Here is a 21,559-nt window from a genome sequence, read left to right as displayed (position 1 = left end):
CCTCAAAGAATGCGAGTGGAGATGGGGCAAGGATCCTGATACGATCCTCGCCGAACTCATCAAATTAATGGTCTAGAGCCTTTAAAAAAAGCCCCCAAACCCGCAAAAACTTTTAAAACTTACTGATAGCCTCGGCGAGCACGATATCCCGCGCCGTCACCCCGCCCGCTTCATGCGTGCTTAGGCTGATTTCCACCTGGTTATACACATTCGACCAATCCGGGTGATGGTCCGCCTTCTCTGCCAGCAGGGCGATGCGCGTCATGAACGCGAAGGCTTCGGTAAAATCTTTGAACTTGAAGCTCTGGCGGATGGATTTGCCATCCTCCGCCAGCACCCATTTGCCGGGCAGGGTTTTCAGTTCGGTTTTGTCGAGCAGCTTGGGCATGGCATGTCTCCTTCAGCGGAAGATAGGCAGTCATGCCCCGCTTGCAAATTTACCCCAGGCTCCAGGCCAGAATGGCCTTCTGCGCGTGCAGCCGGTTCTCCGCCTCGTCGAACACCACGGAGGCTGGGCCGTCGATCACCTCGGCGGCCACTTCCTCGCCGCGATGCGCGGGCAGGCAGTGCTGGAAGATGGCGTTGGGTGCTGCCAGGGCCATCAGCTCCTGCGTCACCTGATACGGCGCGAAGGCGGCCTCGCGCGCGGCGGCCTGGTCCGGGCTATCGGACATCGAGAGCCAGGTATCGGTCACCACGCAGGCAGCACCTTCAACCGCGGCTTCCGGGTCGATGCCGACTTCCACATCGGCGCCCTCGGCCTTGGCCCATTCCAGCACCTCGGCGCGGGGCCAGTATCCGGCCGGGCAGGCCAGATGCAGCGTGAAATTGAAACGCGCCGCCGCCTCGATGAATGACGCCGCGACATTATTGCCATCGCCCACCCATGCGATCTTCTGCCCGGCGATCGGCCCGCGATGCTCCTCGAAGGTGAGGATATCGGCCATGATCTGGCAGGGGTGCGAGAGATCGGTCAGTCCGTTGATCACCGGCACGTTGGCATGGCGCGCCAGCTCGTGCAGCTTCTGGGCGGAATCGGTGCGCAGCATGATGCCGTCGGCAAAGCGGGAGAGCACCTGCGCGGTGTCGGCGATGGTCTCGCCGCGCCCGAGCTGCATCTCGCGTGAGGACAGCACCACGGCCTCGCCGCCCAACTCGCGGATCGCCACCTCGAAGGAGACGCGGGTGCGGGTCGAGGGTTTCTCGAAGATCATCGCCAGCGTCTTGCCGGTGAGCGGCTTTTTACCGTTGCGGCGGGTGCGCTTGAGCGTGGCAGCGGACTCGATCAGCCCGCGCAGCTCGGCGGCGGAGAAATCCCGCAGATCCAGAAAATGCCGGGGAGCCCCGGCGCGCAAATCGATCGCAGCGCTCATTTTGCCGCAGCCTCCGTCTTTTCCGCCATCTGCGCGGCCACTTCGCCGAGCAGTTCCAAAGCCTCGTCACATTCCGCCTTGCCGACGATCAGCGGCGGGGCGAGGCGCAACACATTGTCGCCCGCCGCCACGGTCAGCAGCCCCTGCGCCAGGGCGGCGTTCTGCACATCGCCATTCACGGGCACGCATTTTAGCCCGAGCAGCAAGCCAGCGCCGCGCACTTGCGTAAACACATTGCCATGCGCCGCCACCAATGCTTGCAGCCCGGCGCGCAAATAGGCCGCCGTGTCGCGCACTTGGTCCAGGAACCCATCGGCCAGGATCACGTCCAGCACCGCGTTTCCGGCCGCGCAGGCCAGCGGCCCGCCACCATAGGTGGTGCCATGGCTGCCCGGCACCAGCGCCTTGGCCACCTTCTCCTTGGCCAGCACCGCGCCGAGCGGGAAGCCGCCGCCAATGCCCTTGGCCACGGAGATGACATCCGGCGAGACCACGGCCCATTCATGCGCGAACAGCTTGCCGGTGCGGCCCATGCCGGACTGCACCTCGTCGAACCCCAACAGGATGCCGGTTTCGTCGCACAGCGCGCGCAGGTCGCGCAGGAACTGCAGATCCGCCGGGCGCACACCGCCTTCGCCCTGCACGGGCTCCACCAGCACGCCCGCCGTCTCGGGCCCGATGGCCGCGCGCACGGCGTCGATGTCGTTGAAGGCGACATGGTCGAAGCCCTCGACGGGGGCGCCGAACCCGGCCTGATATTTGGGGTTGCCGGTGGCGGAGATCATCGCCAGCGTGCGGCCGTGGAACGCGCCCTCGAAGCAGATGACGCGCGTGCGCTCCGGGTGCCCGGCATCGGCATGCGTCTTGCGCATCGCCTTCACCAGCCCCTCATTCGCTTCCGCGCCGGAATTGCAGAAGAACACGCTGTCCGCGAAGCTAGCCTCGACAAAGCGCGCCGCCAGACGCTCGGCCTGCGGGATGCGGTAGAGGTTGGAGACGTGGATCACCTTGGCCGCCTGCTCGGCGATGGCCCGCACCAGATGAGGATGCCCATGCCCCAGCGAGGAGGTGGCGATGCCTGCGCCGAAATCCAGATATCGGCGCCCCGACTCATCGAACAGATAGGCCCCTTGGCCGTGTTCGAAGGCGATATCGGCCCGATTGTAATTCGGCATTAGCGCGGAAATCATGGATGTGCTTTCAAGGCGTCGGAAAGCCCGGAATAAAGCGCATATGGCCCAAAAAAGTCAATTCCAGCACCGTGTTAAACTCAGTCTTCTGGTGCTGTTCTGTACCCTGCCGTCATTGTTTGAGGGTTATGCGATTCTCTGGGGCCAGCGCCAGGGGCTGGTGGGCAAGGCCCTGCGCGATGGGCTGGATTTCTGGGCCGGGGGCTTCCTGCTGCTCAACCGCCAGCTGCCGGTGTTGTTCGACCACACGGCCTATCAGGCGTTTTTGCAGGGGTTGTATGGCAAGTTGCCGTATCATCTGTGGAGCTACCCGCCGAGTTACGGGCTGATCGCCGCCGGGTTCGGCTGGCTCTCCCCTTGGCACGCGGTGCTGGCCTTCGACGCCCTGACCTTGGCGCTGCTGGCTTTGGTGCTGCGCTTCGCGGGCAAGAGCTGGTGGTTCGTGGCGGCCGTGCTGCTGGCCCCGGCGGCGCTGGAAGGCGCGATGGAGCACCAGAACGCGGCGCTGATGACGGCGCTGATCGGCGGTGGGCTGCTGCTGTTGGCTAGGCGCCCGCGCTGTGGCGGCGTGCTGATTGGCCTCGCCACGGTGAAGCCGCAGCTCGGGCTGGTGCTGCCGCTTTATCTGCTGCGCCGCTCGCCCATTGCCTTTTTATATGCGGCGCTGGCGGCGGTCGCGTTGGCCGCCGCCTCGCTTTGGGCGTTTGGGCTGGGGGCATGGCAGGGGTTCATCAACTACACCAGCCCGATGATGAGCAATGTGTTGCTCACCGGCCAGCCGCCGGAATTCGCGGGAGGGCTGGTCAGCGTATTCGCCGCCGCCAAGCCGTATCTGGGCGTGCAGGGGGCGTTGGCGGCGCAGGGCGCGGTGAGCTTGGCGGCGGTGCTGGCAGGGCTGTGGACGCGCTCGGTCCCGGCGCTGCTGGTTCTTTCGCTGCTCGCCAGCCCGTATCTGCACGATTACGACCTGCTGGGCGCGGCGCTGGCCACGGCGCTGCTGGTGGAGGAGGGGCTTGCCACAGGCTTCGTCACGGGGGAGCCGGTGCTGTATTTCCTCGCCTGGTTTGGGCCTGGGCTGCTGCCCTGGGCGCCGCAATACGCGCATCTGGTGCCGTTGGGGCTGGGGCTGCTCTTGGCAAGCGCGTGGCGGCGTGGTGCTGTCCGCGCATGAGACTCCTGACCGGTTCCGCCCGGCTCGCCGGTGTCATCGGCTGGCCGGTCTCCCATTCCCGCTCCCCGCGCATTCATGGCACATGGCTGGAGCGCCATGGTATCGACGGCGCTTATGTGCCGCTGCCGGTGGCGCCGGAGAATTTCGCCGCCGTGGTGCGTGCCCTGGCTCAGGCCGGATTCGCCGGGGCGAATGTGACGATCCCGCATAAGGAGGCGGCGTTTGCCGTGTGCGACCGCGTGGACGAGACCGCGCATCGTGCGGGGGCGGTGAATACGCTGGTGTTCACGCCCCAGGGTATCGAAGGCCGCAATACCGATGGCTACGGCTTCGTCGCCAATCTGCGCGCGCATGGGGTGAACCCGGCGGCGGGACCTGCGTTGATTCTGGGCGCGGGGGGGGCTGCGCGGGCCATCGCGGCGGCGTTGCAGGCCGAGGGGGCTGCCGTGACTTTGTGCAACCGCACCCAGGATCGCGCCGAGGCCCTGGCCGCCGCACTGCCGTCCGCCAAGGTGCTGCCCTGGGGGCGGCGTGCCGAGGCACTGGGAGATTACGCGCTGGTGGTGAACACCACCTCGCTCGGCATGATGCATAATCCGCCGCTGGAAATGAGCCTGGAGCGCGCCGCGTCCGGTTTGGCGGTGGCCGATATCGTCTATGCCCCGCTGGAGACGGCTCTGCTGGCCGAAGCCGCCCAACGCGGGCTGAAGCCAGTGGAAGGGCTGGGGATGCTGCTGCACCAGGCTGTGCCGGGCTTTACCGCCTGGTTCGGGGTGACCCCAAGGGTGGACGAGGAATTATACCGGATTGTCGCCGCATGATGGTGCTGGGCCTTACCGGCGGCATCGGCATGGGTAAATCCACCGTCGCCGCCATGTTCGCGGCACGAGACGTGCCAAGCTTCAATGCCGACGAGGCGGTGCACGCCCTGCAGGCCCCCAACGGTGCCGCGATTCCGGCCCTGGCCGCTGCTTTCCCCGATGCTGTGAATAACGGCGTGCTGGACCGTGCGCGCTTGCGTGCCGAGGTGCTGGCCGATGATGTGGCGATGAAGCGCCTGGAAGCCATCATGCACCCGATGGTCCGGGCCATGGAGGCCGAATTCCTCGCGGCGGCGCAGAAGGACGGGCGCCGCGCGGTGCTGCTGGACATCCCGTTGCTGTTCGAGACGGGCGGGGAAGGTAGGGTGAACAAGGTGATCACCGTCTCCTGCCCGCGAGAGGCGCAGATTGCCCGCGTGCTGGCGCGTGGGGTGCCGCTGGCGGATGTCGAGGAGATTATCTCCCGCCAGATGCCCGATGCCGAGAAGCGCCGCCGGGCGGATTACGTGGTGGAGACCGGCGGCGCGCTGGAGGAGACGCGGGCGCAGGTGGCGCGCATCATCGGGGAGTTGGGCCTATGAGCCGGTCCGTTTTGTTCGATACGGAAACCACGGGGTTCGAACCGCTGACCGGCGACCGCGTGATCGAGATCGCGGCGATCGAGCTGATCAACGATCTGCCGACGGAGAACCAGTTCTACGCTCTGCTCGACCCGGAGCGGGACATCCCCTCGGACAGCACGCGTGTGCATGGCATCACCAACGCGCATGTCGAGGGTAAGCCGAAATTCGCCGATGTGGCCGACAAGATGCTGGAATTCTTCGGCAACGATCCGCTCGTCGCGCATAACGCGCCATTCGACTTCGCGTTCATTAGCGCTGAATTGGAGCGCATTGGCCGCCCGAAGCTGGACAAGGCGCGTATGATCGACACGCTGGTGCTGGCCAAACAGCGCTTCCCCGGCATGCCGAACAGCCTGGACGCGCTGTGCCGCCGTTTCGAGATCGACCTTTCCGCCCGTACCACCCATAACGCGCTGCTGGACTGCAAGCTGCTGGCCGACGTGTATGTGGAGCTGACCGGCGGGCGCCAGCGCGGGCTGACGCTGGATACCGAGCAGGGCCTGGCCTTTGCGCAATACGAGGCGCCGAAGAACCGCGCGAAGCATTTGTTCCAGCCCACGGCGGAACAGCTTGAGGCGCATGAGGCGTTCATAGGCAAGCTGAAGGAGCCGGTCTGGCGGCGGGAATAGGAAAATTCTGGGAAAACCCGGAGAATTCGCTTAGCCTCCTTATGCCGGGCCGTTACGCCGGCCATGCCCGCATTACGGGCCAAGACCATAAAGGGGAAATGCCATGGAAAACCATGTCTATAAGAAAATCGAACTCGTCGGGACGTCGGATACCAGCGTGGAGGACGCGATCAACTCGGCGATCACGCGTTCGAGCAAGACAATAAGAAATCTTCGCTGGTTCGAGGTCACGCAGGTTCGAGGCGAAATCCGCGACGGCAAGGCCGTGCGCTACCAAGTCGGGCTGAATGTGGGCTTCACCCTCGACGGTGATTAAACATATCGGCCAAAGCGGCCACGTTCCGGTGTGGCCGCTTTGGCCGAAGCATTTGGCTTACATCACTTTCTGGCGATGCACCGGGCGCACCCATTCGCGCACATGCGGCCAGAGATCATGGTCGGAGATCTTGACCAGATCCTTCTCCACCGTGCCGGCCATCTTGGCGGCGGCCTGTTTGCTCAGGTGCTCGCGGATGGTGGTCAGCGTATGCGCCGGGGCCACCAGCACTAGCTCGTCGTAGGTGGAAACATCATGGTTGAGCTGTTCGGCAACCCAGGCGGCAAATTTTTCTCTGTCCTGCGCGTGCGGGTGGTTGGCAGCACCTTCGTGGCCCTCGGCCGGGTTCACGCGGCTCGACGAGTGCAGGGTGTTGTCATCTTCTGTCGGCCGCACGAAGCGGGCATGCTCCCCGTTGGCAAGGGCGAACAGAACCTTGAGGTGGATCGACATGTGTATAGGCTTCCTTTTCGTCTTCGTTAACTCAAGGAAACTCTGCGCCCGCCGGGGGAGCAGCTCATTGATCCTCGTCAAACGCCGTTCAGCACCTCGTTGATGCCATCGAGTGCGAGGAAGCCCATGGCGTTGCGCGTTTCCACCGTGGCCGAGCCGATATGAGGCAGCAGCACGGCATTTTCCAAGGCGAGGTAGCCGGGGTGCAGGGCGGGCTCGTTGTTGAAGACATCCAGCCCCGTCGCCGCGACATGCCCGCTTTGCAGAGCCGCGATCAGCGCCTCGTCATCCACCGAGCTGCCGCGCCCGGTATTCACCACGATGGCACCGGGCTTGAGGCGCGCGATGCGCTCGGCGTTCAGCCAGTGCCGCGTGGCCTCGCCGCCGGGGGCGTTGATGGAGAGGAAGTCGATGGCGGAGAGGAAACTCTCGTCATCGGCATGGTAGATCGCGCCGTCTTCCAGCTCCGGGCTCAGGCGGGTGCGGTTATGGTAATGTATTGTCATATCCAGCGCGCGGGCCATGTGGGCGAAGGCGCGGCCGATACGCCCCATGCCGAAAATGCCCAGCGCCTTGCCCGAGACATCCCGCCCCAGCAGGAAGGTGGGGGAGAAGCCGGTCCAGTTGCCGGCGCGCAGCAGGCGCTCGCCCTCGCCAGCGCGGCGCGCGGCCATCAGCATGAGCAGCAGGGTCAACTCGGCGGTGGCGGCGGTCAGCACGCCCGGGGTGTTGCGGATCTCGATGCCCCGCGCGGCGGCAGCTTCAAGATCGATATGCTCGACCCCGACGCTGGAGGTGGCGATGACGCGGATGCTGGAGGGCAGGGCGGCGATGAGCGCGGCGTCGAAAGTGTCTCTGGTGGTGCAGAGGATGGCGCTGACGCCGGAGAGATTCTCCAGCAGCGTCTGCGGGGAGAGCGCGGCTTGCAGATGCAACTCGCGGGTTTGGTGCTCGCGCCGGGCGCGGGCCATCACGTCGGGGGGCAGGTCTCGTGTAATCAGCAGCATGGCGGCAGAGGACAGGGTCTTAGCGGCGCTGTCAAAGTTCCAAAAGTTCTGGCAGCTATATACTTTGTTATGTAGTTCGACTTTTGCTGCGCTAATTGCCTGGCGGAGCTTCGGTAAGCCGAAACTTTACTTCAGAGATATCCAGTCCGTGGGTGTTTTCTCCGCTAAGTGAATAACTGTCGAGTTGGTAAAGCAAGCCTTTCTTCAGTAGAAGCGCAAAACCAAAACCATGTTTCAACCCCTCAATTTGCGCATATGTGGCATAGCCGAGTGCATGCGGACCTTGAATTGCGTCTAAATCGTCAGAAACGGATATGGTTGTCAGGAAGCCCAAGCCAGTATTCTGCCGTTCTAAAACCACCGCTTTAGAAAATTGTCGCTGAAGCCGCTCAACAAACTCCGGTGTTTCATCAAAGATTGCCGGTAAAACAGCCAATTCAAGCGAAATGAAGCCGATCACCATGTTCTCCAGTCAGATGGCAATTTCGTTTATCGTAAAATAGCTTCTTTCGCGAGAAAGCGGCCCGCTTGGCCAAGTATATAGTTCCAAAAGTTTTCGCGGATGTGGGGGCTTTTTCAAAAAGCCCCCACGACTTCACTCAGACCACCCGGAAGTTCTTGAACTGCCAGGGGCAATCGGCGTCCACATCCTCGGCGAAGAGTTCGCCGCGCTTGAGCAAGGGCGTCCACTCGGAATACGCACCCGTCATGGTGCCGAGATAGGGGGTGGTGATCTCCAAGATGCGGGCATGGTCGATGCCATCGGCCTCGACGACGCCACGGCGCGGGTTTTCCATCGCCCAGATCACACCGGCCAGTACGGCGGCCGTCACCTGCAAGGAGGTGGCGTTGTTATACGGAGCCAGCGCGCGGGCCTGCTCGATGGAAAGCTGCGAGCCGTACCAATACGCGCCCTTGGCGTGGCCCATGAGCAGTACACCCAGCTCGTCGATGCCGGAGGTGATCTCATCCTCCATCAGGCGCTGGCGCTCCTGCATCTCCCAGTTCTTGCCGGCGAGTTCGTGCACGGAGAGCACGGCGTCGTCGCAGGGGTGGTAGGCGTAATGCACGGTCGGGCGGTAGGTGGCGGCGCCGTTCTCGGTCAGGGTGAAGTAATCGGCGATCGAGATGGCCTCGTTATGCGTGATGAGAAAGCCGTGAAACGGGCCTTCCAGCGGGGTCCAGGTGCGCACGCGGGTGGAGGCGCCGGGGCGGTTGAGGTAGATCGCCGCGTCGCAGCCGAATTCGTGCTTCATGCCGTCGGGCGGCAGGGATTTCTCATGCGTGCCCCAGCCCAGTTCGGCGGGCTGGCAGCCTTCGCCGACGAAGCCGTCGATGGACCAAGTGTTGACGAACTCGCCGCGCTGCTTGGGGATGTTCGCCACCTGGGTGTCGCGTTCGGCGATATGGATGACCTTCACGCCCAGGTTCTGGGCAAGCTTGCCCCAGCCCGCGCGGTCCGCCGGCGGGGCAGTGATGGTGTGGCCGGTATCGGCGGCGAGGTTCAGCAGCGCCTGCTTCACGAAATGCGAGACCAGCCCCGGATTGGCGCCATGCGCGACGACGGCGGTCGGCGCGGTGGCGTCCGTCTGCAGGGCAAGCGCGCTCTCGCGCAAGGCGTAGTTGGAACGCTGTGAGGGCGAGAGGGAGAGGTCGGTATAGCCGCCAGCCCAAGGCTCGACGCAGGTATCCAGATACAGCACGCCGAGTTCGCGGCAGAGCTGGATCAGCGCCACGGAGGAGACCTCGACCGAGAGGTTGAGCAGGAAATCCCCGGCGGAAAGGCGGGCGGTGAGCACCTCGCGGTAGTTCTCCGGGGTGAGGGGCAGGATTTCCTCCGGCACGCCAAGTTCGCCCGCCACCTTGTTGCCGCGCGTATCGGCGGTGAGGATGGAGACGTTCTCCTTCGGCATGTCGATATGGCGCAGCAGCAAGGGTAGCACGCCCTGACCGATGCTGCCGAAGCCGAGGATCAGCAGGCGGCCGGAAAAACGCACATGCGCGGTCGCGATGTCATGGGGCATCGTCGGGGGGACTCCTGGTAAGACGGGAAAGCGAATTCATCCCGGAACCCTGGTTTGTAGCCGAAGGTCCCGGGCGCGAGTTTGAAGCTTCTATGTCAGGCTTCGATGTCGTCTTGCGGCGCGTAGCCTGCGGTTTCCAGCATCGCCGGATCACGGACCTCGACCAGGGCCGCACGGTCGAACCCGTTGAAGCCGGTGCGCAGGCAGGTGCCATAAGCGCCGAGCTGGCCGATCTCGATCCAGTCGCCCTCGGAAATGTCGTCGGGCAGGATGAAGGGGCCGTGCATCACGTCCAGCGAGTCGCAGCTGGGGCCGAAGAAGCCGAAGGCGGCGTCTGGCGCGCCTGGGCTGGGGCGGCTCCGCAGCAGCTTGGTGGGGAAGCGGAATTTCAGCGCGCCGGCATCGGCGAGGGCGCCGTAAACGCCATCGTTTATGTAGAGCATGTTGCCCTTGCGCAGCTGCACCTTCACCACCACGGAGCTGCCGCCCGCGACCAGCGCGCGGCCGGGCTCGGCCCAGAGCTTCACGCCGGGGAGGTTCAGCTCGTCGAAAGCGGCGTCGATCTCGGCCATGAAGGCGCCGAGCGGCGGCGGGTCGATGTCCGGGTAGGCGGCCGGGAAGCCGCCGCCGACATCGATGACCTCGATGCGCACGCCAGCGGCGCGGATCACTTCGCCAGCCAGGGCCATGGCGTCACGCCAAGCCAGAGGGTCGGTGCATTGCGAGCCGACATGGAAGGCGACGCCGAGCTTGCCCGCATGCGGACGGGCGGCGCGCAGCAGCTCCACGGCGGTGGCGGCATCCGCGCCGAACTTCTTGGAGAGATTGATGGCCGCACCGGTCTCGGGCAGAGCGAGGCGCACGAACAGGCCAGGACGGGCTTCGATGCGCGCGGCTTCCGGCGTGTTGGTCTCTTCCAGAATCTTGCGCAGCTCATCGGCGGAATCGAGCACGAAATCACGCACGCCGTTGATGATCCAGGCCTCGCGGATGGCGGCGCGGGACTTCACCGGGTGCATGAAATGGATGTCGGCACCGGGGAAGAGGCGGCGCACCAGCGAGACTTCGGAGATGGAGGCGCAGTCGAAACGACGGATGCCGCCTTCCCACAGCGCGCGCAGCACGGCGGGTTCCGGGTTGCATTTCACGGCGTACAGCACGTCGCCATTGAAAGAGGCGGTGAAGGCCTGGGCGGCGGCGGTGATGACCGCGGGGCGGATGCAGTGCAGCGGCTCTTCCGGGCGCAGGGTTTGCACCAGGCTGGCGACATCCGGCAGCGCTTGGACTTCCGGGCGCAGGGAGATGTGACGGTGCAGCGGTCCGACAGGCGGGCGGTTTTGAATCAGGCTCATCGTGAGAAATCCTCGCAAGACGCCACCGGGCGCAATGGTCCCGGCCGATTGTTCAGAATAAACAAAAGCAGTCACGGCACGCGCTACAAGGGCGCGGCGACGTGGATCAGGCGGTGATGCGCGGACTTCGCATCGTTATGTTCCGCTCCAGTAATCTGGGTAGCAACATCAAGCGTCTCCCAATTGATCCCAGCCCTTGCGGACTGGCTCGACCTACCAGGATGCGTCTCGTCGTTGCTGTACCCGGCCATGACCGGGTTCGCGGCACGTGCGATGCATCTATGCTCTCCCCCGTAGGGGACAAAGCGGAGTGCGGACTACGGCAAATGGACGTTGTTTTGTTATGCTATTTACGCATAGCAAAAACGACTAAACGTTAACTCTGGTGCTACGCGATGGCGCGGGCTTCTGTGGCGGCATAATTGCGCTGTAAAGTCTCGGCCGTGTTGGCGTCCTGGCGGTGGTCGATGACCATGTAACCGCGGCCCCAATTGGTCTCGATGAAATCATCCACGCCCAGCGCCTGCAGCTTCTTGCGGATCTTGCAGATGAACACGTCGATGATTTTCGGGTTCGGTTCGTCCAGCCCGCCATAGAGATGATCGAGGATCGCCTCCTTGCTCAGCACCACGCCTTTGCGCAAAGCGAGGATCTCGGCGATCTGGTATTCCTTCTTCGTCAGCGTGACGGGGCGGCCCTTCGCGTAGATTTTTTTCGCGTTCATGTTGATCTCGACGGAGCCGATGCGCAGCGCGTTCTCCTGGAACCCGCGCGAGCGGCGGATCAGGTTCTGCACCTTCATGAAAATCTCCTCGTGGGACAGGGCGTCCACGATCAGGTCGTCGGCCCCGGCCTGGAGTACGCGCAGCCGGGCGGCCTCGTTCATGGTGCGGGCCACGGCCACGATCGGCGCACGGACGCGGGCCATGCGCAGCTTGCGGATAATTTCGAGGTCGCCCAGCCGTTCCTCGGACAGGCGCAGCAGGATGGCGTCGTAATCGTAGAACTTCACCAGATCGAGGGCTTCCTCGCCGTCATTCGTCTCATCGACGATGGCCAGGCGCGAACGCAAGAAAGCCGTTAAAAGATCTTTTTTATTCGACGCGGTCTCAAAAGAAAGGATTTTCATACTCGCCTCCGCAGGATTGAGGCGAAAATACAACCATAGCAAGAACTCGTCAATAAATTTGTTTAATGTTCCCGTATAGAGTGTAAATATTAAGATTATAGAAATGAAAACCGACACATTTTTATGTGTGAAGGGTGAAAACCACATTATGCCTCTTAAATTGGCATGATCTGCGGGATGGTGGCGTGGCTTTTGGTTTTGCAATAACCTGGCCGCAAAGCCCGCCGCGCAAAAAACAGCGGTGAAGGAGTGTCTATGCAGCCTGAAATCCGCCACACCGCTTCTGCCTCGTCGATCTCCCTGCTGGATCTGTTCAGGATCGGCATTGGCCCGTCCTCGTCGCATACTGTCGGCCCGATGCGCGCCGCCAACGCCTTTCTGCGCGCCTTGGCCGGGCGGGAGGGGGAGATCGCCAGGCTGACCGCTACGGCCTATGGCTCGCTGGCCTGGACGGGAAAGGGACACGCCACCGACAAGGCGATGGTCCTGGGGCTGGCCGGTTGCAGGCCGGATGAAATTCTTCCCGATGAGGCGGATAAGCTGTTTCACGGCATCGGCACGGCGCATGTGTTGCGTCTGCCGGATGGGCGGGAGATCGGCTTCGATCCGGTGCGGGATGTGAGCTTCGACCGGCAGATGCAGTTCAAGCGCCATACCAATGCCATGCGCTTTACCGCCTTCGATACCGCTGGGCGGGAGGTATTGTCCCAGCTTTGGTTTTCCATTGGTGGCGGCTTTGTGGTGCGTGATGGCGAGGAAAGCGAACCAGCGGCGGAGATTTCGGTGCCGTATCCGTACGGCACCGCCGCGCAGCTGCTGCACGCGGCGCAGGTGGCTGGATTAAGCATTGCGGAACTGGCGCTGGCGAATGAGGGCGCGCGCCACCAAAATGAAGAAGTTCTTGGCTATATAGGTAGGGTTGCGGAGGCGATGTTTGCCTGTATCGAGCGCGGCCTGACCCAGCAGGGCGAGCTTTCGGGCGGGCTGCATGTGAAGCGCCGGGCCCGGCATATTTATGCCGGGTTGCAGGGCAGGGCGCAGCGCAACGAGTTCATTCCGCATACGCATCTAGATTACGTCTGTGCCTTCGCCATGGCGGTGAACGAGGAGAATGCCGCTGGCGGGCGCGTGGTGACGGCCCCCACCAATGGCGCCGCCGGGGTGATACCCGCCGTGCTGCGCTACTACCGGGATTTCTGTGATACCGCCGACGAGGCGGGGGTGCGGACATTCTTCCTGACCGCCGCCGCCGTTGGCGGGCTTATCAAGCGCAATGCCTCTATCTCGGGTGCCGAGGTGGGGTGCCAGGGGGAGGTTGGCTCGGCTTCGGCCATGGCCGCGGCGGGGCTGTGCGCGGCGTTGGGCGGTAGCAATGCGCAGGTGGAGAATGCGGCAGAGATCGCCATGGAACACCATCTTGGCATGACCTGCGACCCTATCGGTGGGCTGGTGCAGGTGCCGTGCATCGAGCGCAACGCCTTTGGCGCGATTAAGGCCATCACCGCCGCGTCGCTCGCCTTGCAAGGCGATGGCACGCATATCGTATCGCTGGATGCGGTGATCGAGACCATGCGCCAGACGGGATTCGATATGCAGAGCAAGTACAAGGAAACCAGCCTGGGCGGGCTAGCCGCCAATGTGACGATTTGCTGATTTGTGGTTTTATGTGGCTTTATGTTGTCACGGCGCCGGTTGGCGTGCGGATATTTGGGTATTCCAGGGCGAAGGATTAGGGCATGAGCTTTCCTACACAGGCGCGCGCGGTCATCGTCGGTGGCGGCATTATCGGCTGTTCCACGGCCTATCATCTGGCCAAGCTGGGCTGGGAGGTGGTGCTGTTGGAGCGGCACAGGCTGACCTCGGGCAGCACATGGCACGCCGCTGGGCTCGTTGGGCAGTTGCGCACCAGCGCCAATATCACCCAGCTCTTGGGCGAATCGGTGAAAGTTTACCGCTCGCTGGAGGCAGAGACCGGGCTGGCTACCGGCTGGAAGATGAATGGCGGGCTGCGTCTGGCCTGTAACGAGGAACGCTGGATCGAGGTAAAGCGCCAAGCCACCACGGCGCGGTCCTTCGGGCTGGAAATGCATCTGCTCACCCCCGCCGAGGCGCGGAAGCTGTGGCCGCTGATGGATGTGCATGATGTGATCGGTGCCGCTTATCTCCCCACCGACGGGCAGGCCAATCCCAGTGACATCACGCAGTCCCTGGCCAGGGGGGCACGCATGGCCGGGGCGAAGATTTTCGAGAACGTGGAAGTCACGGGCTTCGAGATTGAGAAGGGGCGCGTGGTGGCGGTGCTTACCGATAAAGGGCGCATCGCCTGCGAAGTGGCGGTGAACTGCGCCGGGCAATGGGCGCGGGAGCTGGGACAGCTTGCGGGGGTGAATGTGCCGCTGGTTTCGGTGGAGCACCAGTATATGGTGACCGAGCGGATCGAGGGCGTGAGCTCCGACCTGCCCACCTTGCGCGACCCGGACCGGCTGACCTACTACAAGGAGGAAGTCGGCGGGCTGGTGATGGGCGGGTATGAGCCGAACCCGATCCCCTGGGCGCGGAAGGGCTTTCCGAAGAATTTCGAGTTCCAGCTTCTCGACTCGAATTTCGACCATTTCACCCCGATCATGGAGCTGGCGATGGGCCGCGTGCCCGCATTGCAGACAGCCGGGGTTAAGCAGCTCATCAACGGGCCGGAGAGTTTCACGCCGGATGGCAATTTCATCCTGGGCGAGGCGCCGGAGCTGCGCGGGTTCTTCGTCGGCGCGGGGTTCAATGCGTTCGGCATCGCCTCGGGCGGCGGGGCGGGCAAGGTGCTGGCGGAATGGATCGCGGGCGGAGAGCCGCCTTATGATCTGTGGCCGGTGGATATTCGCCGCTTTGGGCGCAACCACCAGGATGTGGAATGGGTGCGCGAGCGTACGCTGCAGGCCTATGCGCGGCATTATACCATTGCTTATCCGTCCGAGGAATTCACCACTGGGCGCCCGCTGCGCCGCTCGCCGCTTTACGCCACGCTGAAGGCACAAGGGGCGGTGTTCGGCGAGAAGCTGGGCTGGGAGCGCCCGAACTGGTTCGCCGCTGCCGGCGAGGTCGCCGAGGACCAGTACACCTATAAGCGTCCCAGCTGGTTCACTGCCGTGGCGCGCGAGCATAAGGCCATCCGCGAGGCGGTGGGGCTGATCGACCAGACCTCCTTCGCCAAGTTCATGCTGGTGGGGCGAGATGCCGAGGCGGCGCTCTCCTGGATTTGCGCCAATGACGTGGCGAAGAAGCCGGGCAGCCTGACCTATACGCAGATGCTGAACAAGCGCGGTGGCATCGAGGCGGACCTCACCGTGGCGCGGCTGAGCGAGACGGAGTTCTACATCGTCACCGGCACGGGCTTCGCCACGCATGACGCCGATTGGATCCGCCGCAACATCCCCGAGGGAAAGGACGCGCATCTGGTGGATGTGACCTCCGCCAACGCCGTGTTCAGCCTGATGGGGCCGAAAGCGCGCATGGTGCTGGAGAAGCTGACCAGCGACGATGTCTCCAACGCGGGCTTCCCCTTCGGCCAGTGCCGCAAGCTCAGCGTGGCGGGCGCGCCGGTGCTGGCGCTGCGCGTGACCTATGTGGGCGAGCTGGGCTGGGAGCTGCATGTGCCGGTGGAGTTTGGCGCGGCTTTGTACGAGGCGCTAATGGCGGTCGGGCAGGAGTTCGGCATTGCCAATGTGGGGTACCGGGCCATCGAGACGCTGCGGCTGGAGAAGGGTTATCGCGCCTGGGGCGGGGATATCGGGCCGGATTATACGCCGCTTGAGGCCGGACTTGGCTGGGCGGTGAAGTTCAGGAAGACGATGCCCTTCCTGGGCCGCGAGGCGTTGGAGGCGCAGAAGCGGAACGGCGTGAAGAAGCTGCTCGCCACGTTTACCGTGGACGATCCATCGGTGATCCTGCTTGGCCGCGAGACCATCTACCGCAATGGCGAGCGCGTGGGCTGGTTGGCCTCTGGAGGGTTCGGTCATACGCTGGGTCTGCCGATCGGACTTGGCTATGTGCGCAACCCGGCGGGGGTGGACGAGGACTTCGTGCTTTCGGGCACCTACGAACTGGAAGTCGCGGGCGAGCGCGTGCATGCCAACGTGCATCTGGCGCCCCTGCATGACGCGAAGATGGAGCGCATAAAGGCATAGAGTAGTTCTGAAAGTTTTAGGGGCAGCCTTTAAAAAGGCTGCCCCTAAAAAACTTCCGTTAGTTCGGCTGTGCGAGCTTGCGCAGCAGGTGCTTCTGGATCTTGCCCGTGGAGGTCTTGGGCAGATCGCCGAAGATGTACTTCTTGGGGATCTTGAATCCCGCCAGACGCTCGCGGCAGAAGGCTGTCAGGTCCGCCTCGGTGGCTTCCATGCCGTCCTTCAGCGTGATCACGGCCAGTGGCACTTCGCCCCATTTCTCGTCTGGGGCGGCGACCACCGCTGCCTCGCGCACCGCCGGGTGGCGGTAGAGCACATCCTCCACCTCGAGCGAGGAGATGTTCTCGCCGCCGGAGATGATGATGTCCTTCGAGCGGTCCTTGATCTCGACATAGCCATCCGGGTGCAGCACGCCGAGATCGCCGGTGAGGAACCAGCCATTCTTGAATGACTCAGCCGTGGCCTTGGGGTTCTTCAGATAGCCTTTCATCACCACGTTGCCGCGGAAGGCGAGTTCGCCCAGCGTCTGCCCGTCCATCGGCACAGGCTGGCCGGTGGGGTCGAGGATGGTGAGATCCTCTTGCGTCGCGCCCGGCACGCCCTGGCGGGACATCAGCTTGGCGCGCTGGGTGACATCCAGCGCCGGCCAGCTCGGCTGGATCTCGCAATTGGCGGAGGGGCAGTAGACCTCGGTGAGGCCGTAGACGTGATGCACGCGGAAGCCCAGGCGCTCCGTGCCCTCGATGATGGCGCTCGGCGGGGCGGCTCCGGCGGTGGCCACCAGCACACGGTGGGGCAGGGGCTTGCGCTGCTCGGCGGGGGCGTTGATGAGCATGCCCAGCACGATTGGCGCGCCGCACATATGCGTTACATCGTGGCGCGCGATGTGGTTGAAGATCGCGGCGGCTTCTACCTTGCGCAGGCAGACATGCGTGCCGCCCACGGCGGTGACGGCCCAGGTGAGGGTCCAGCCGGAGCAGTGGAACATCGGCAATGTCCACAGATATTTGCTGTTGCGCGTCAGCCCCATGGTGAGCGCGATGCCCACCGCGCCGAGATACGCGCCGCGATGCGAATACACCACGCCCTTGGGGTTGCCCGTGGTGCCGGAGGTGTAGTTGACGGCGATGGCACGCCATTCATCGTCAGGCAGCGCCCAGTCGGCGGGGGCGTGCGGGGCGATCCAGTCTTCGTATTCGGGAGCGTCCAGCGTCAGTCCGGCGGGGGCGGCTTCGTCGGCAATCTCCACCACCGGGATGGTGTGGCCGATCTGCTCCAGCGCGGCGCGCGCTTTTGGGGCCCATTCGCGGTCCACCAGGAAGAGTTTGGCCTCGGAATGCTCAAGGATGAAGGCGATGGCTGCGGCGTCGAGTAGTGTGTTGATCATGCACAGCACAGTGCCGGCCAGGGGAGCGGCGTAATGCGCTTCCAGCGCCACCGGGCCGTTGGGGGCCAGCACGGCCACGCACTCGCCGGGCTTTACGCCCGCGGATTTGATGGCGGTGGCGAATTTGCGCACGCGCGCGGCAAACTCGGCGTAGTTATAGCTGCGGTCGTGATGGGTGACGGCGGTCTTGGTGGGGAAGACACGCTCCGCCCGGCGCAGGAAGCTGAGCGGTGAGAGCGGCACATAATTCGCCGGGTTCTTGTCCAGATCGGTTTCGAAAATCGAGTGCAGCAGCTCGCTCATTCTCAGGTCCTCATCCCATATCGGTTTGTTGCTTTTCGGTGTTTTTGGAATGGCCGCCTTGACGCTGGTCAAGACGGCCATCCGGCTTAGCTTAGAACAGATCGGCGGCGAGTTGCAGCAGCGGGGCCGCGCCGTTGTCGATGGCGGCTTCCAGCGCTGCCGTCTGCGGCAGCAGGCGGCCGGTGAAGACGCGCGCCACGGCAAGCTTGGCCTCGTGCAGCTTGGTGTCACCGCCTTTTGTGGCGGTGGCGGCCATGCGCGCCCACATCCAGCCGAAGCTGACCAGGGCGAACATGCGCAGATAGTCGCAGGCGGCGGCGCCGGTTTCGGCGATGTCCACATTGCGGGCCTGCACGCGGGTGGTCACGTCGCGCAGGCGGGCGAGGGCGGCTTCCACCGGGGCGGTGATGTCGTCGATGCCGCCCACGGCGCGGGCCTCGGCCAGCTCGGCGGCCATGAGGTCGAAGAACTCATGCGCCAGCTTGCCATTGGACAGACCCAGCTTGCGGCCCACGAGGTCGTGCGCCTGCACGCCGTTGGTGCCTTCGTAGATCTGCGCGATGCGGGCATCGCGCACGAACTGCTCCATGCCCCATTCATGCACATAGCCATGCCCGCCGAAGACCTGTTGCGCCATCACCGTGGATTCGAAGCCGAAATCGGTGAAGGCGGCCTTGATGACCGGGGTGAGCAGGGAGACCAGGGCATCGGCCTTGGCGCGCTCGGCGGCATCTGTGTGATGGTGGGCGACATCCATGCGGATGGCGGTCCACACCGCCAGGGCACGCCCGGCCTCGGTGAAGGCGCGGATGGTGAGCAGCATGCGGCGCACATCCGGGTGGCCGATGATCGGCGCGGGCGCGCGGGAATCGCCGGGGGCGCGGCCTTGCAGGCGGTCCTTGGCGTAGGCCACGGCCTTGCCATAGGCGGCGTGGGCGATGCCCAGGCCTTGCAGGCCGACGAACAGGCGCTCGGCGTTCATCATGGTGAACATGGCGTTCAGGCCGCGGCCCGGCTCGCCGACGAGCCAGCCGGTGGCGTTGTCGTAGTTCATCACGCAGGTCGGCTGGGCGTGGATGCCCATCTTGTGCTCCAGCGAGCCCACCGAGAAGCTGTTGCGGGCACCCAGGCTGCCATCCGCGTTCACGAGGAACTTGGGGGCGAGGAACAGGGAGATACCCTTCACGCCCTCGGGCGCGTCCGGCAGGCGGGCCAGGACCAGATGGATGACGTTGCCGCCGAAATCATGGTCGCCGGAGGAGATGAAGATCTTGGTGCCGGTAATGGCGTAGCTGCCATCGCCATTCGGCACGGCCTTGGAGCGTAGCAGGCCGAGATCGGTGCCCGCGTTGGACTCGGTGAGCGCCATGGCGCCGGTCCATTCGCCGGAGATCATCTTCGGCAGGTAGGTGTTCTTCAGCTCATCCGAGGCGTGGGCGACGATGGCTTCCACCGCGCCGCGCGTGAGGCCGGGGAACAGGCCGAAGGAGAGATTGGCGCCCGAGAGCATTTCATCGACCAGGAATTGCAGCGTGCGGGGCAGGCCCTGGCCGCCATATTCCGGCTCAGCGGAAAGACCGCACCAGCCGCCCTCGGCATAGGTGGCGTAAGCCTGGGCGAAGCCCGGGACGGTGATGACCTTGCCGTCTTCCAGGCGGCAGCCGGTGGCGTCGCCGGGGAGGTTGAGGGGGGCGATGACTTCGGCGCAGAACTTCCCGGCTTCTTCGAGCAGGGTTAGGGCAAGATCGTTATCGAAGCCCTGTTCGGCGAAGAGGGTGGAGAGTTCGCTGGTGTCGATCGCCTGGGTGAGGAGGAAACGAAGATCGTCGAGCGGCGGGGTGTAATCCACGGCGGAACCTCATTCTTGAACTGGTTTTTCAGCGCCGCGCATCTTTCGGCCGCGGTCCAGTCTGCGTATGTATCAAACGGTCGTTACAGTCAAGCTAGGGGCTTCTGGCGCGTGGCTGCGCGGTGAATTAAGAATGGAATGACGATGACAAGAGAACCTGACAAAACGGGGCGCCGGGGGAACGCGCACAGGCAGGTGGTAGCCACGGACGAGGTGAGCGGGCGCACGCTGGATATTCTGAACGCCGCAGCCGCTTTGTTCGCTGAGCGAGGATATCATGGCGCCTCGATCCGCGACATTGGCGAGCGCGTTGGGCTGCTGGGTGGGTCGCTGTACCACCACATCAAGTCCAAGGAATCGTTGTTCGTGAAGATCCACAATATCGCGCTGCAGAACGCGGCGGATAAGATCGAGGCAGCGATTGCGGATTTGGCCTCGCCATGGGAGCGGCTGGAGCGGGCGAGCGTGACGCTGGCGGAGTTGCAACTCGATCCGGCCTCTATAACCATGCCGCTGATGAACGATTTTCACCAACTGCCGCCGGAGTTGCAGGCGCAGCTTATCGAGACGCGCGATAATTTCGAGGCGTTGTTCGACCGGCTGGTGCGGGATGTGCCACTGGATGATGGGATAGACCGGAAGATCTACCGCATCTGCCTCCTCACCCAGCTGAACAGCCTGTGCAACTGGTACAGGCCGGGCAAGTACACCCCCGCCCAGATTGGGCGGGAGGTGATGAAGATCTTCAAGCCGTCAGGAATGAATCCACAAGGTTGTTGAAGCGGTCTGTGTGTTCGATCTGCGTCCAATGCCCGCAGCGGCCGAACATGTGCAGCTCGGCGCGGGGGATGAGCGCAAACAGGCGCTGGCTGGCTTCGGGCGGGATGACCTTGTCCTCGCGGCCATGGATGATCAGCGTCTCATGCGATAGTTGCGCGATGTCCGCTTCCGATGAGGCGAGGGCGTCCACGCCTGCCTGGCGCGGGGCAGGGAACATGGCGGAGAAGCTCTCCTGAAACCCCGGGCGGATTGAAGCGCGGTAGCGCAGCTCGGCCAGCTCGTCGTTCACTAGGTTGCGGTCATAGGCGAAGATATCCAGCAATGTCCGCATCGTCTCGAAGGAGGGCTGGTAGCCCCAGACGGCATCCAGCCCCGGCGTGATGGGAAAGCTGACACCGACGCTGCCCATGAGCACCAGGCGGCGCACGCGTTGCGGGTATTTGAGCGCAAAGGCCAAAGCCAGCCCGCCGCCGAAGGAATTGCCGACAAGGTCGATTTGTTCCAGCTTCAGCGCATCCAGAAAATCAGAAAGATGCTTGAGCCAGAGCGTTTTGCCGTACACGGCGCCCGCAGGGCGCTCGGTGAAGCCGAAGCCCACCATGTCCGGCGCGATAACGCGGCGGCTTTGGGCGAGCGGGCTGATATTCAGGCGCCAATTTGCCCAGGCGGAGACGCCGGGGCCGGAGCCGTGAATCAAAACCGCCGGGAAACCCTCACCAACGTCGTGGTAGTTGGTGAGGATTTCGCCGGCGGCGATCGATTTGCCGATTTCGGGGTTCATTCCGTCGCTTCTGGCGGGCGGCCTTTAACCTCGCCCCCTGCGGCGAAGTGCCATGGCGGGACTTCGCGGAGGATGACGCGGACGGCCTCCTTGGGGGCACCGATGGAGGAGACGACGGCTTGCGTGACCTCCTTCACCAGCTTTTCCTTCAGCTCGAAGCTGCGGCCCTCAATCAGGGTGATTTCGACGATCGGCATGG

At 63.9% G+C, this 21,559-nt stretch carries 21 protein-coding genes; 8 read left to right on the top strand and 13 right to left on the bottom strand.

Translation table 11 applies throughout. From position 1 onward, the window contains the following. Positions 1–112: 112 nt before the first annotated feature. The 3 genes from HNP71_RS12790 to HNP71_RS12780 are packed head-to-tail and all read right to left on the bottom strand — an operon-like array spanning position 113 to position 2,563. Positions 113–388: a 4a-hydroxytetrahydrobiopterin dehydratase gene (locus HNP71_RS12790; protein WP_183267336.1), complete on the bottom strand. Its 276-nt coding sequence runs from the start codon at positions 386–388 to the stop codon at positions 113–115. 49 nt (positions 389–437) lie between these two features. Beyond that, positions 438–1,373 (bottom strand): ornithine carbamoyltransferase, encoded by a 936-nt coding sequence (gene argF / locus HNP71_RS12785; protein WP_183267335.1) that lies wholly within the window; start codon positions 1,371–1,373, stop codon positions 438–440. After that, positions 1,370–2,563: an aspartate aminotransferase family protein gene (locus HNP71_RS12780; protein ID WP_183267334.1), complete on the bottom strand. Its 1,194-nt coding sequence runs from the start codon at positions 2,561–2,563 to the stop codon at positions 1,370–1,372. Before HNP71_RS12780 ends, argF begins: the two co-directional genes overlap by 4 nt. A gap of 43 nt (positions 2,564–2,606) precedes the next feature. Here HNP71_RS12780 and HNP71_RS12775 point away from each other — a divergent pair, with 43 nt between their 5' ends. The 5 genes from HNP71_RS12775 to HNP71_RS12755 all read left to right on the top strand — a co-directional run bounded on the left by HNP71_RS12775 (position 2,607) and on the right by HNP71_RS12755 (position 6,123). Next, positions 2,607–3,734, top strand: a complete 1,128-nt coding sequence (locus tag HNP71_RS12775; protein WP_183267333.1) for a glycosyltransferase 87 family protein — start codon at positions 2,607–2,609, stop codon at positions 3,732–3,734. Beyond that, positions 3,731–4,555, top strand: coding sequence for a shikimate dehydrogenase (locus HNP71_RS12770; protein WP_183267332.1), 825 nt, complete (start codon positions 3,731–3,733; stop codon positions 4,553–4,555). Before HNP71_RS12775 ends, HNP71_RS12770 begins: the two co-directional genes overlap by 4 nt. Further along, positions 4,552–5,136, top strand: a complete 585-nt coding sequence (gene coaE, locus HNP71_RS12765) for a dephospho-CoA kinase (RefSeq protein WP_183267331.1) — start codon at positions 4,552–4,554, stop codon at positions 5,134–5,136. The genes HNP71_RS12770 and coaE overlap by 4 nt, the downstream gene beginning before the upstream one ends. Beyond that, positions 5,133–5,807: a DNA polymerase III subunit epsilon gene (dnaQ, locus tag HNP71_RS12760; protein WP_183267330.1), complete on the top strand. Its 675-nt coding sequence runs from the start codon at positions 5,133–5,135 to the stop codon at positions 5,805–5,807. The genes coaE and dnaQ overlap by 4 nt, the downstream gene beginning before the upstream one ends. 103 nt (positions 5,808–5,910) lie before the next feature. Then, positions 5,911–6,123, top strand: a complete 213-nt coding sequence (locus HNP71_RS12755; protein ID WP_183267329.1) for a dodecin — start codon at positions 5,911–5,913, stop codon at positions 6,121–6,123. 57 nt (positions 6,124–6,180) lie between these two features. Here HNP71_RS12755 and HNP71_RS12750 read toward each other — a convergent pair whose 3' ends face one another. From HNP71_RS12750 to HNP71_RS12725, 6 genes are all read right to left on the bottom strand, one after another. Then, the gene (locus HNP71_RS12750; protein ID WP_183267328.1) at positions 6,181–6,576 is read right to left on the bottom strand and encodes a baeRF12 domain-containing protein; all 396 of its coding nucleotides are present in this window, start codon (positions 6,574–6,576) and stop codon (positions 6,181–6,183) included. Positions 6,577–6,653: 77 nt separating this feature from the next. Continuing rightward, positions 6,654–7,583 carry a 2-hydroxyacid dehydrogenase gene (locus tag HNP71_RS12745; protein WP_183267327.1) on the bottom strand — a complete coding sequence of 310 codons (930 nt, stop codon included), beginning with the start codon at positions 7,581–7,583 and terminating at the stop codon, positions 6,654–6,656. A gap of 91 nt (positions 7,584–7,674) precedes the next feature. Next, the gene (locus tag HNP71_RS12740; protein ID WP_183267326.1) at positions 7,675–8,046 is read right to left on the bottom strand and encodes a hypothetical protein; all 372 of its coding nucleotides are present in this window, start codon (positions 8,044–8,046) and stop codon (positions 7,675–7,677) included. Positions 8,047–8,182: 136 nt separating this feature from the next. After that, positions 8,183–9,607, bottom strand: coding sequence for a homospermidine synthase (locus HNP71_RS12735; protein WP_183267325.1), 1,425 nt, complete (start codon positions 9,605–9,607; stop codon positions 8,183–8,185). Positions 9,608–9,702: 95 nt separating this feature from the next. After that, a complete protein-coding gene (locus HNP71_RS12730) occupies positions 9,703–10,959 on the bottom strand; it encodes a type III PLP-dependent enzyme (protein WP_183267324.1) in 1,257 nt (418 codons plus the stop codon). A gap of 388 nt (positions 10,960–11,347) precedes the next feature. Continuing rightward, a complete protein-coding gene (locus HNP71_RS12725; protein WP_183267323.1) occupies positions 11,348–12,088 on the bottom strand; it encodes a response regulator transcription factor in 741 nt (246 codons plus the stop codon). 255 nt (positions 12,089–12,343) lie between these two features. Between HNP71_RS12725 and HNP71_RS12720 the strand changes: the two genes are divergently transcribed. Both HNP71_RS12720 and HNP71_RS12715 read left to right on the top strand, forming a co-directional pair. Continuing rightward, positions 12,344–13,741: an L-serine ammonia-lyase gene (locus HNP71_RS12720; protein WP_183267322.1), complete on the top strand. Its 1,398-nt coding sequence runs from the start codon at positions 12,344–12,346 to the stop codon at positions 13,739–13,741. A gap of 83 nt (positions 13,742–13,824) precedes the next feature. Next, the gene (locus HNP71_RS12715; RefSeq protein ID WP_183267321.1) at positions 13,825–16,263 is read left to right on the top strand and encodes a GcvT family protein; all 2,439 of its coding nucleotides are present in this window, start codon (positions 13,825–13,827) and stop codon (positions 16,261–16,263) included. A gap of 58 nt (positions 16,264–16,321) precedes the next feature. Here HNP71_RS12715 and HNP71_RS12710 read toward each other — a convergent pair whose 3' ends face one another. Together HNP71_RS12710 and HNP71_RS12705 are read right to left on the bottom strand one after the other, a co-directional pair. Continuing rightward, positions 16,322–17,950: an AMP-binding protein gene (locus HNP71_RS12710; RefSeq protein WP_183267320.1), complete on the bottom strand. Its 1,629-nt coding sequence runs from the start codon at positions 17,948–17,950 to the stop codon at positions 16,322–16,324. A gap of 91 nt (positions 17,951–18,041) precedes the next feature. Next, positions 18,042–19,799 carry an acyl-CoA dehydrogenase C-terminal domain-containing protein gene (locus HNP71_RS12705; protein WP_183267319.1) on the bottom strand — a complete coding sequence of 586 codons (1,758 nt, stop codon included), beginning with the start codon at positions 19,797–19,799 and terminating at the stop codon, positions 18,042–18,044. A 144-nt stretch (positions 19,800–19,943) separates the two neighbouring features. On the opposite strand from HNP71_RS12705, the gene HNP71_RS12700 reads away from it, so the two are divergent. After that, the gene (locus HNP71_RS12700; protein ID WP_183267318.1) at positions 19,944–20,579 is read left to right on the top strand and encodes a TetR/AcrR family transcriptional regulator; all 636 of its coding nucleotides are present in this window, start codon (positions 19,944–19,946) and stop codon (positions 20,577–20,579) included. Here the strand turns inward: HNP71_RS12700 and HNP71_RS12695 are convergent. After that, complete coding sequence (locus HNP71_RS12695; protein ID WP_183267317.1) at positions 20,545–21,360, bottom strand: alpha/beta fold hydrolase; 816 nt, start codon at positions 21,358–21,360, stop codon at positions 20,545–20,547. The genes HNP71_RS12700 and HNP71_RS12695 overlap by 35 nt on opposite strands. Continuing rightward, the gene (locus HNP71_RS12690; RefSeq protein WP_183267316.1) at positions 21,357–21,557 is read right to left on the bottom strand and encodes a 2-hydroxymuconate tautomerase; all 201 of its coding nucleotides are present in this window, start codon (positions 21,555–21,557) and stop codon (positions 21,357–21,359) included. Before HNP71_RS12690 ends, HNP71_RS12695 begins: the two co-directional genes overlap by 4 nt. Positions 21,558–21,559 lie beyond the last annotated feature (2 nt).

Source organism: Acidocella aromatica (assembly GCF_014201825.1).
GTDB classification, from domain to species: domain Bacteria; phylum Pseudomonadota; class Alphaproteobacteria; order Acetobacterales; family Acetobacteraceae; genus Acidocella; species Acidocella aromatica.
This window is presented reverse-complemented; position numbering and strand designations above follow the sequence as displayed.

What these genes read in the sequence shown, in the direction of transcription:
- HNP71_RS12790 (WP_183267336.1), bottom strand. Translation starts at nt 388, where the DNA reads ATGCCCAAGCTGCTCGACAAAACCGAACTGAAAACCCTGCCCGGCAAA.
- argF (WP_183267335.1), bottom strand. Translation starts at nt 1,373, where the DNA reads ATGAGCGCTGCGATCGATTTGCGCGCCGGGGCTCCCCGGCATTTTCTG.
- HNP71_RS12780 (WP_183267334.1), bottom strand. Translation starts at nt 2,563, where the DNA reads ATGATTTCCGCGCTAATGCCGAATTACAATCGGGCCGATATCGCCTTC.
- HNP71_RS12775 (WP_183267333.1), top strand. Translation starts at nt 2,607, where the DNA reads ATGGCCCAAAAAAGTCAATTCCAGCACCGTGTTAAACTCAGTCTTCTG.
- HNP71_RS12770 (WP_183267332.1), top strand. Translation starts at nt 3,731, where the DNA reads ATGAGACTCCTGACCGGTTCCGCCCGGCTCGCCGGTGTCATCGGCTGG.
- coaE (WP_183267331.1), top strand. Translation starts at nt 4,552, where the DNA reads ATGATGGTGCTGGGCCTTACCGGCGGCATCGGCATGGGTAAATCCACC.
- dnaQ (WP_183267330.1), top strand. Translation starts at nt 5,133, where the DNA reads ATGAGCCGGTCCGTTTTGTTCGATACGGAAACCACGGGGTTCGAACCG.
- HNP71_RS12755 (WP_183267329.1), top strand. Translation starts at nt 5,911, where the DNA reads ATGGAAAACCATGTCTATAAGAAAATCGAACTCGTCGGGACGTCGGAT.
- HNP71_RS12750 (WP_183267328.1), bottom strand. Translation starts at nt 6,576, where the DNA reads ATGTCGATCCACCTCAAGGTTCTGTTCGCCCTTGCCAACGGGGAGCAT.
- HNP71_RS12745 (WP_183267327.1), bottom strand. Translation starts at nt 7,583, where the DNA reads ATGCTGCTGATTACACGAGACCTGCCCCCCGACGTGATGGCCCGCGCC.
- HNP71_RS12740 (WP_183267326.1), bottom strand. Translation starts at nt 8,046, where the DNA reads ATGGTGATCGGCTTCATTTCGCTTGAATTGGCTGTTTTACCGGCAATC.
- HNP71_RS12735 (WP_183267325.1), bottom strand. Translation starts at nt 9,607, where the DNA reads ATGCCCCATGACATCGCGACCGCGCATGTGCGTTTTTCCGGCCGCCTG.
- HNP71_RS12730 (WP_183267324.1), bottom strand. Translation starts at nt 10,959, where the DNA reads ATGAGCCTGATTCAAAACCGCCCGCCTGTCGGACCGCTGCACCGTCAC.
- HNP71_RS12725 (WP_183267323.1), bottom strand. Translation starts at nt 12,088, where the DNA reads ATGAAAATCCTTTCTTTTGAGACCGCGTCGAATAAAAAAGATCTTTTA.
- HNP71_RS12720 (WP_183267322.1), top strand. Translation starts at nt 12,344, where the DNA reads ATGCAGCCTGAAATCCGCCACACCGCTTCTGCCTCGTCGATCTCCCTG.
- HNP71_RS12715 (WP_183267321.1), top strand. Translation starts at nt 13,825, where the DNA reads ATGAGCTTTCCTACACAGGCGCGCGCGGTCATCGTCGGTGGCGGCATT.
- HNP71_RS12710 (WP_183267320.1), bottom strand. Translation starts at nt 17,950, where the DNA reads ATGAGCGAGCTGCTGCACTCGATTTTCGAAACCGATCTGGACAAGAAC.
- HNP71_RS12700 (WP_183267318.1), top strand. Translation starts at nt 19,944, where the DNA reads ATGACAAGAGAACCTGACAAAACGGGGCGCCGGGGGAACGCGCACAGG.
- HNP71_RS12695 (WP_183267317.1), bottom strand. Translation starts at nt 21,360, where the DNA reads ATGAACCCCGAAATCGGCAAATCGATCGCCGCCGGCGAAATCCTCACC.
- HNP71_RS12690 (WP_183267316.1), bottom strand. Translation starts at nt 21,557, where the DNA reads ATGCCGATCGTCGAAATCACCCTGATTGAGGGCCGCAGCTTCGAGCTG.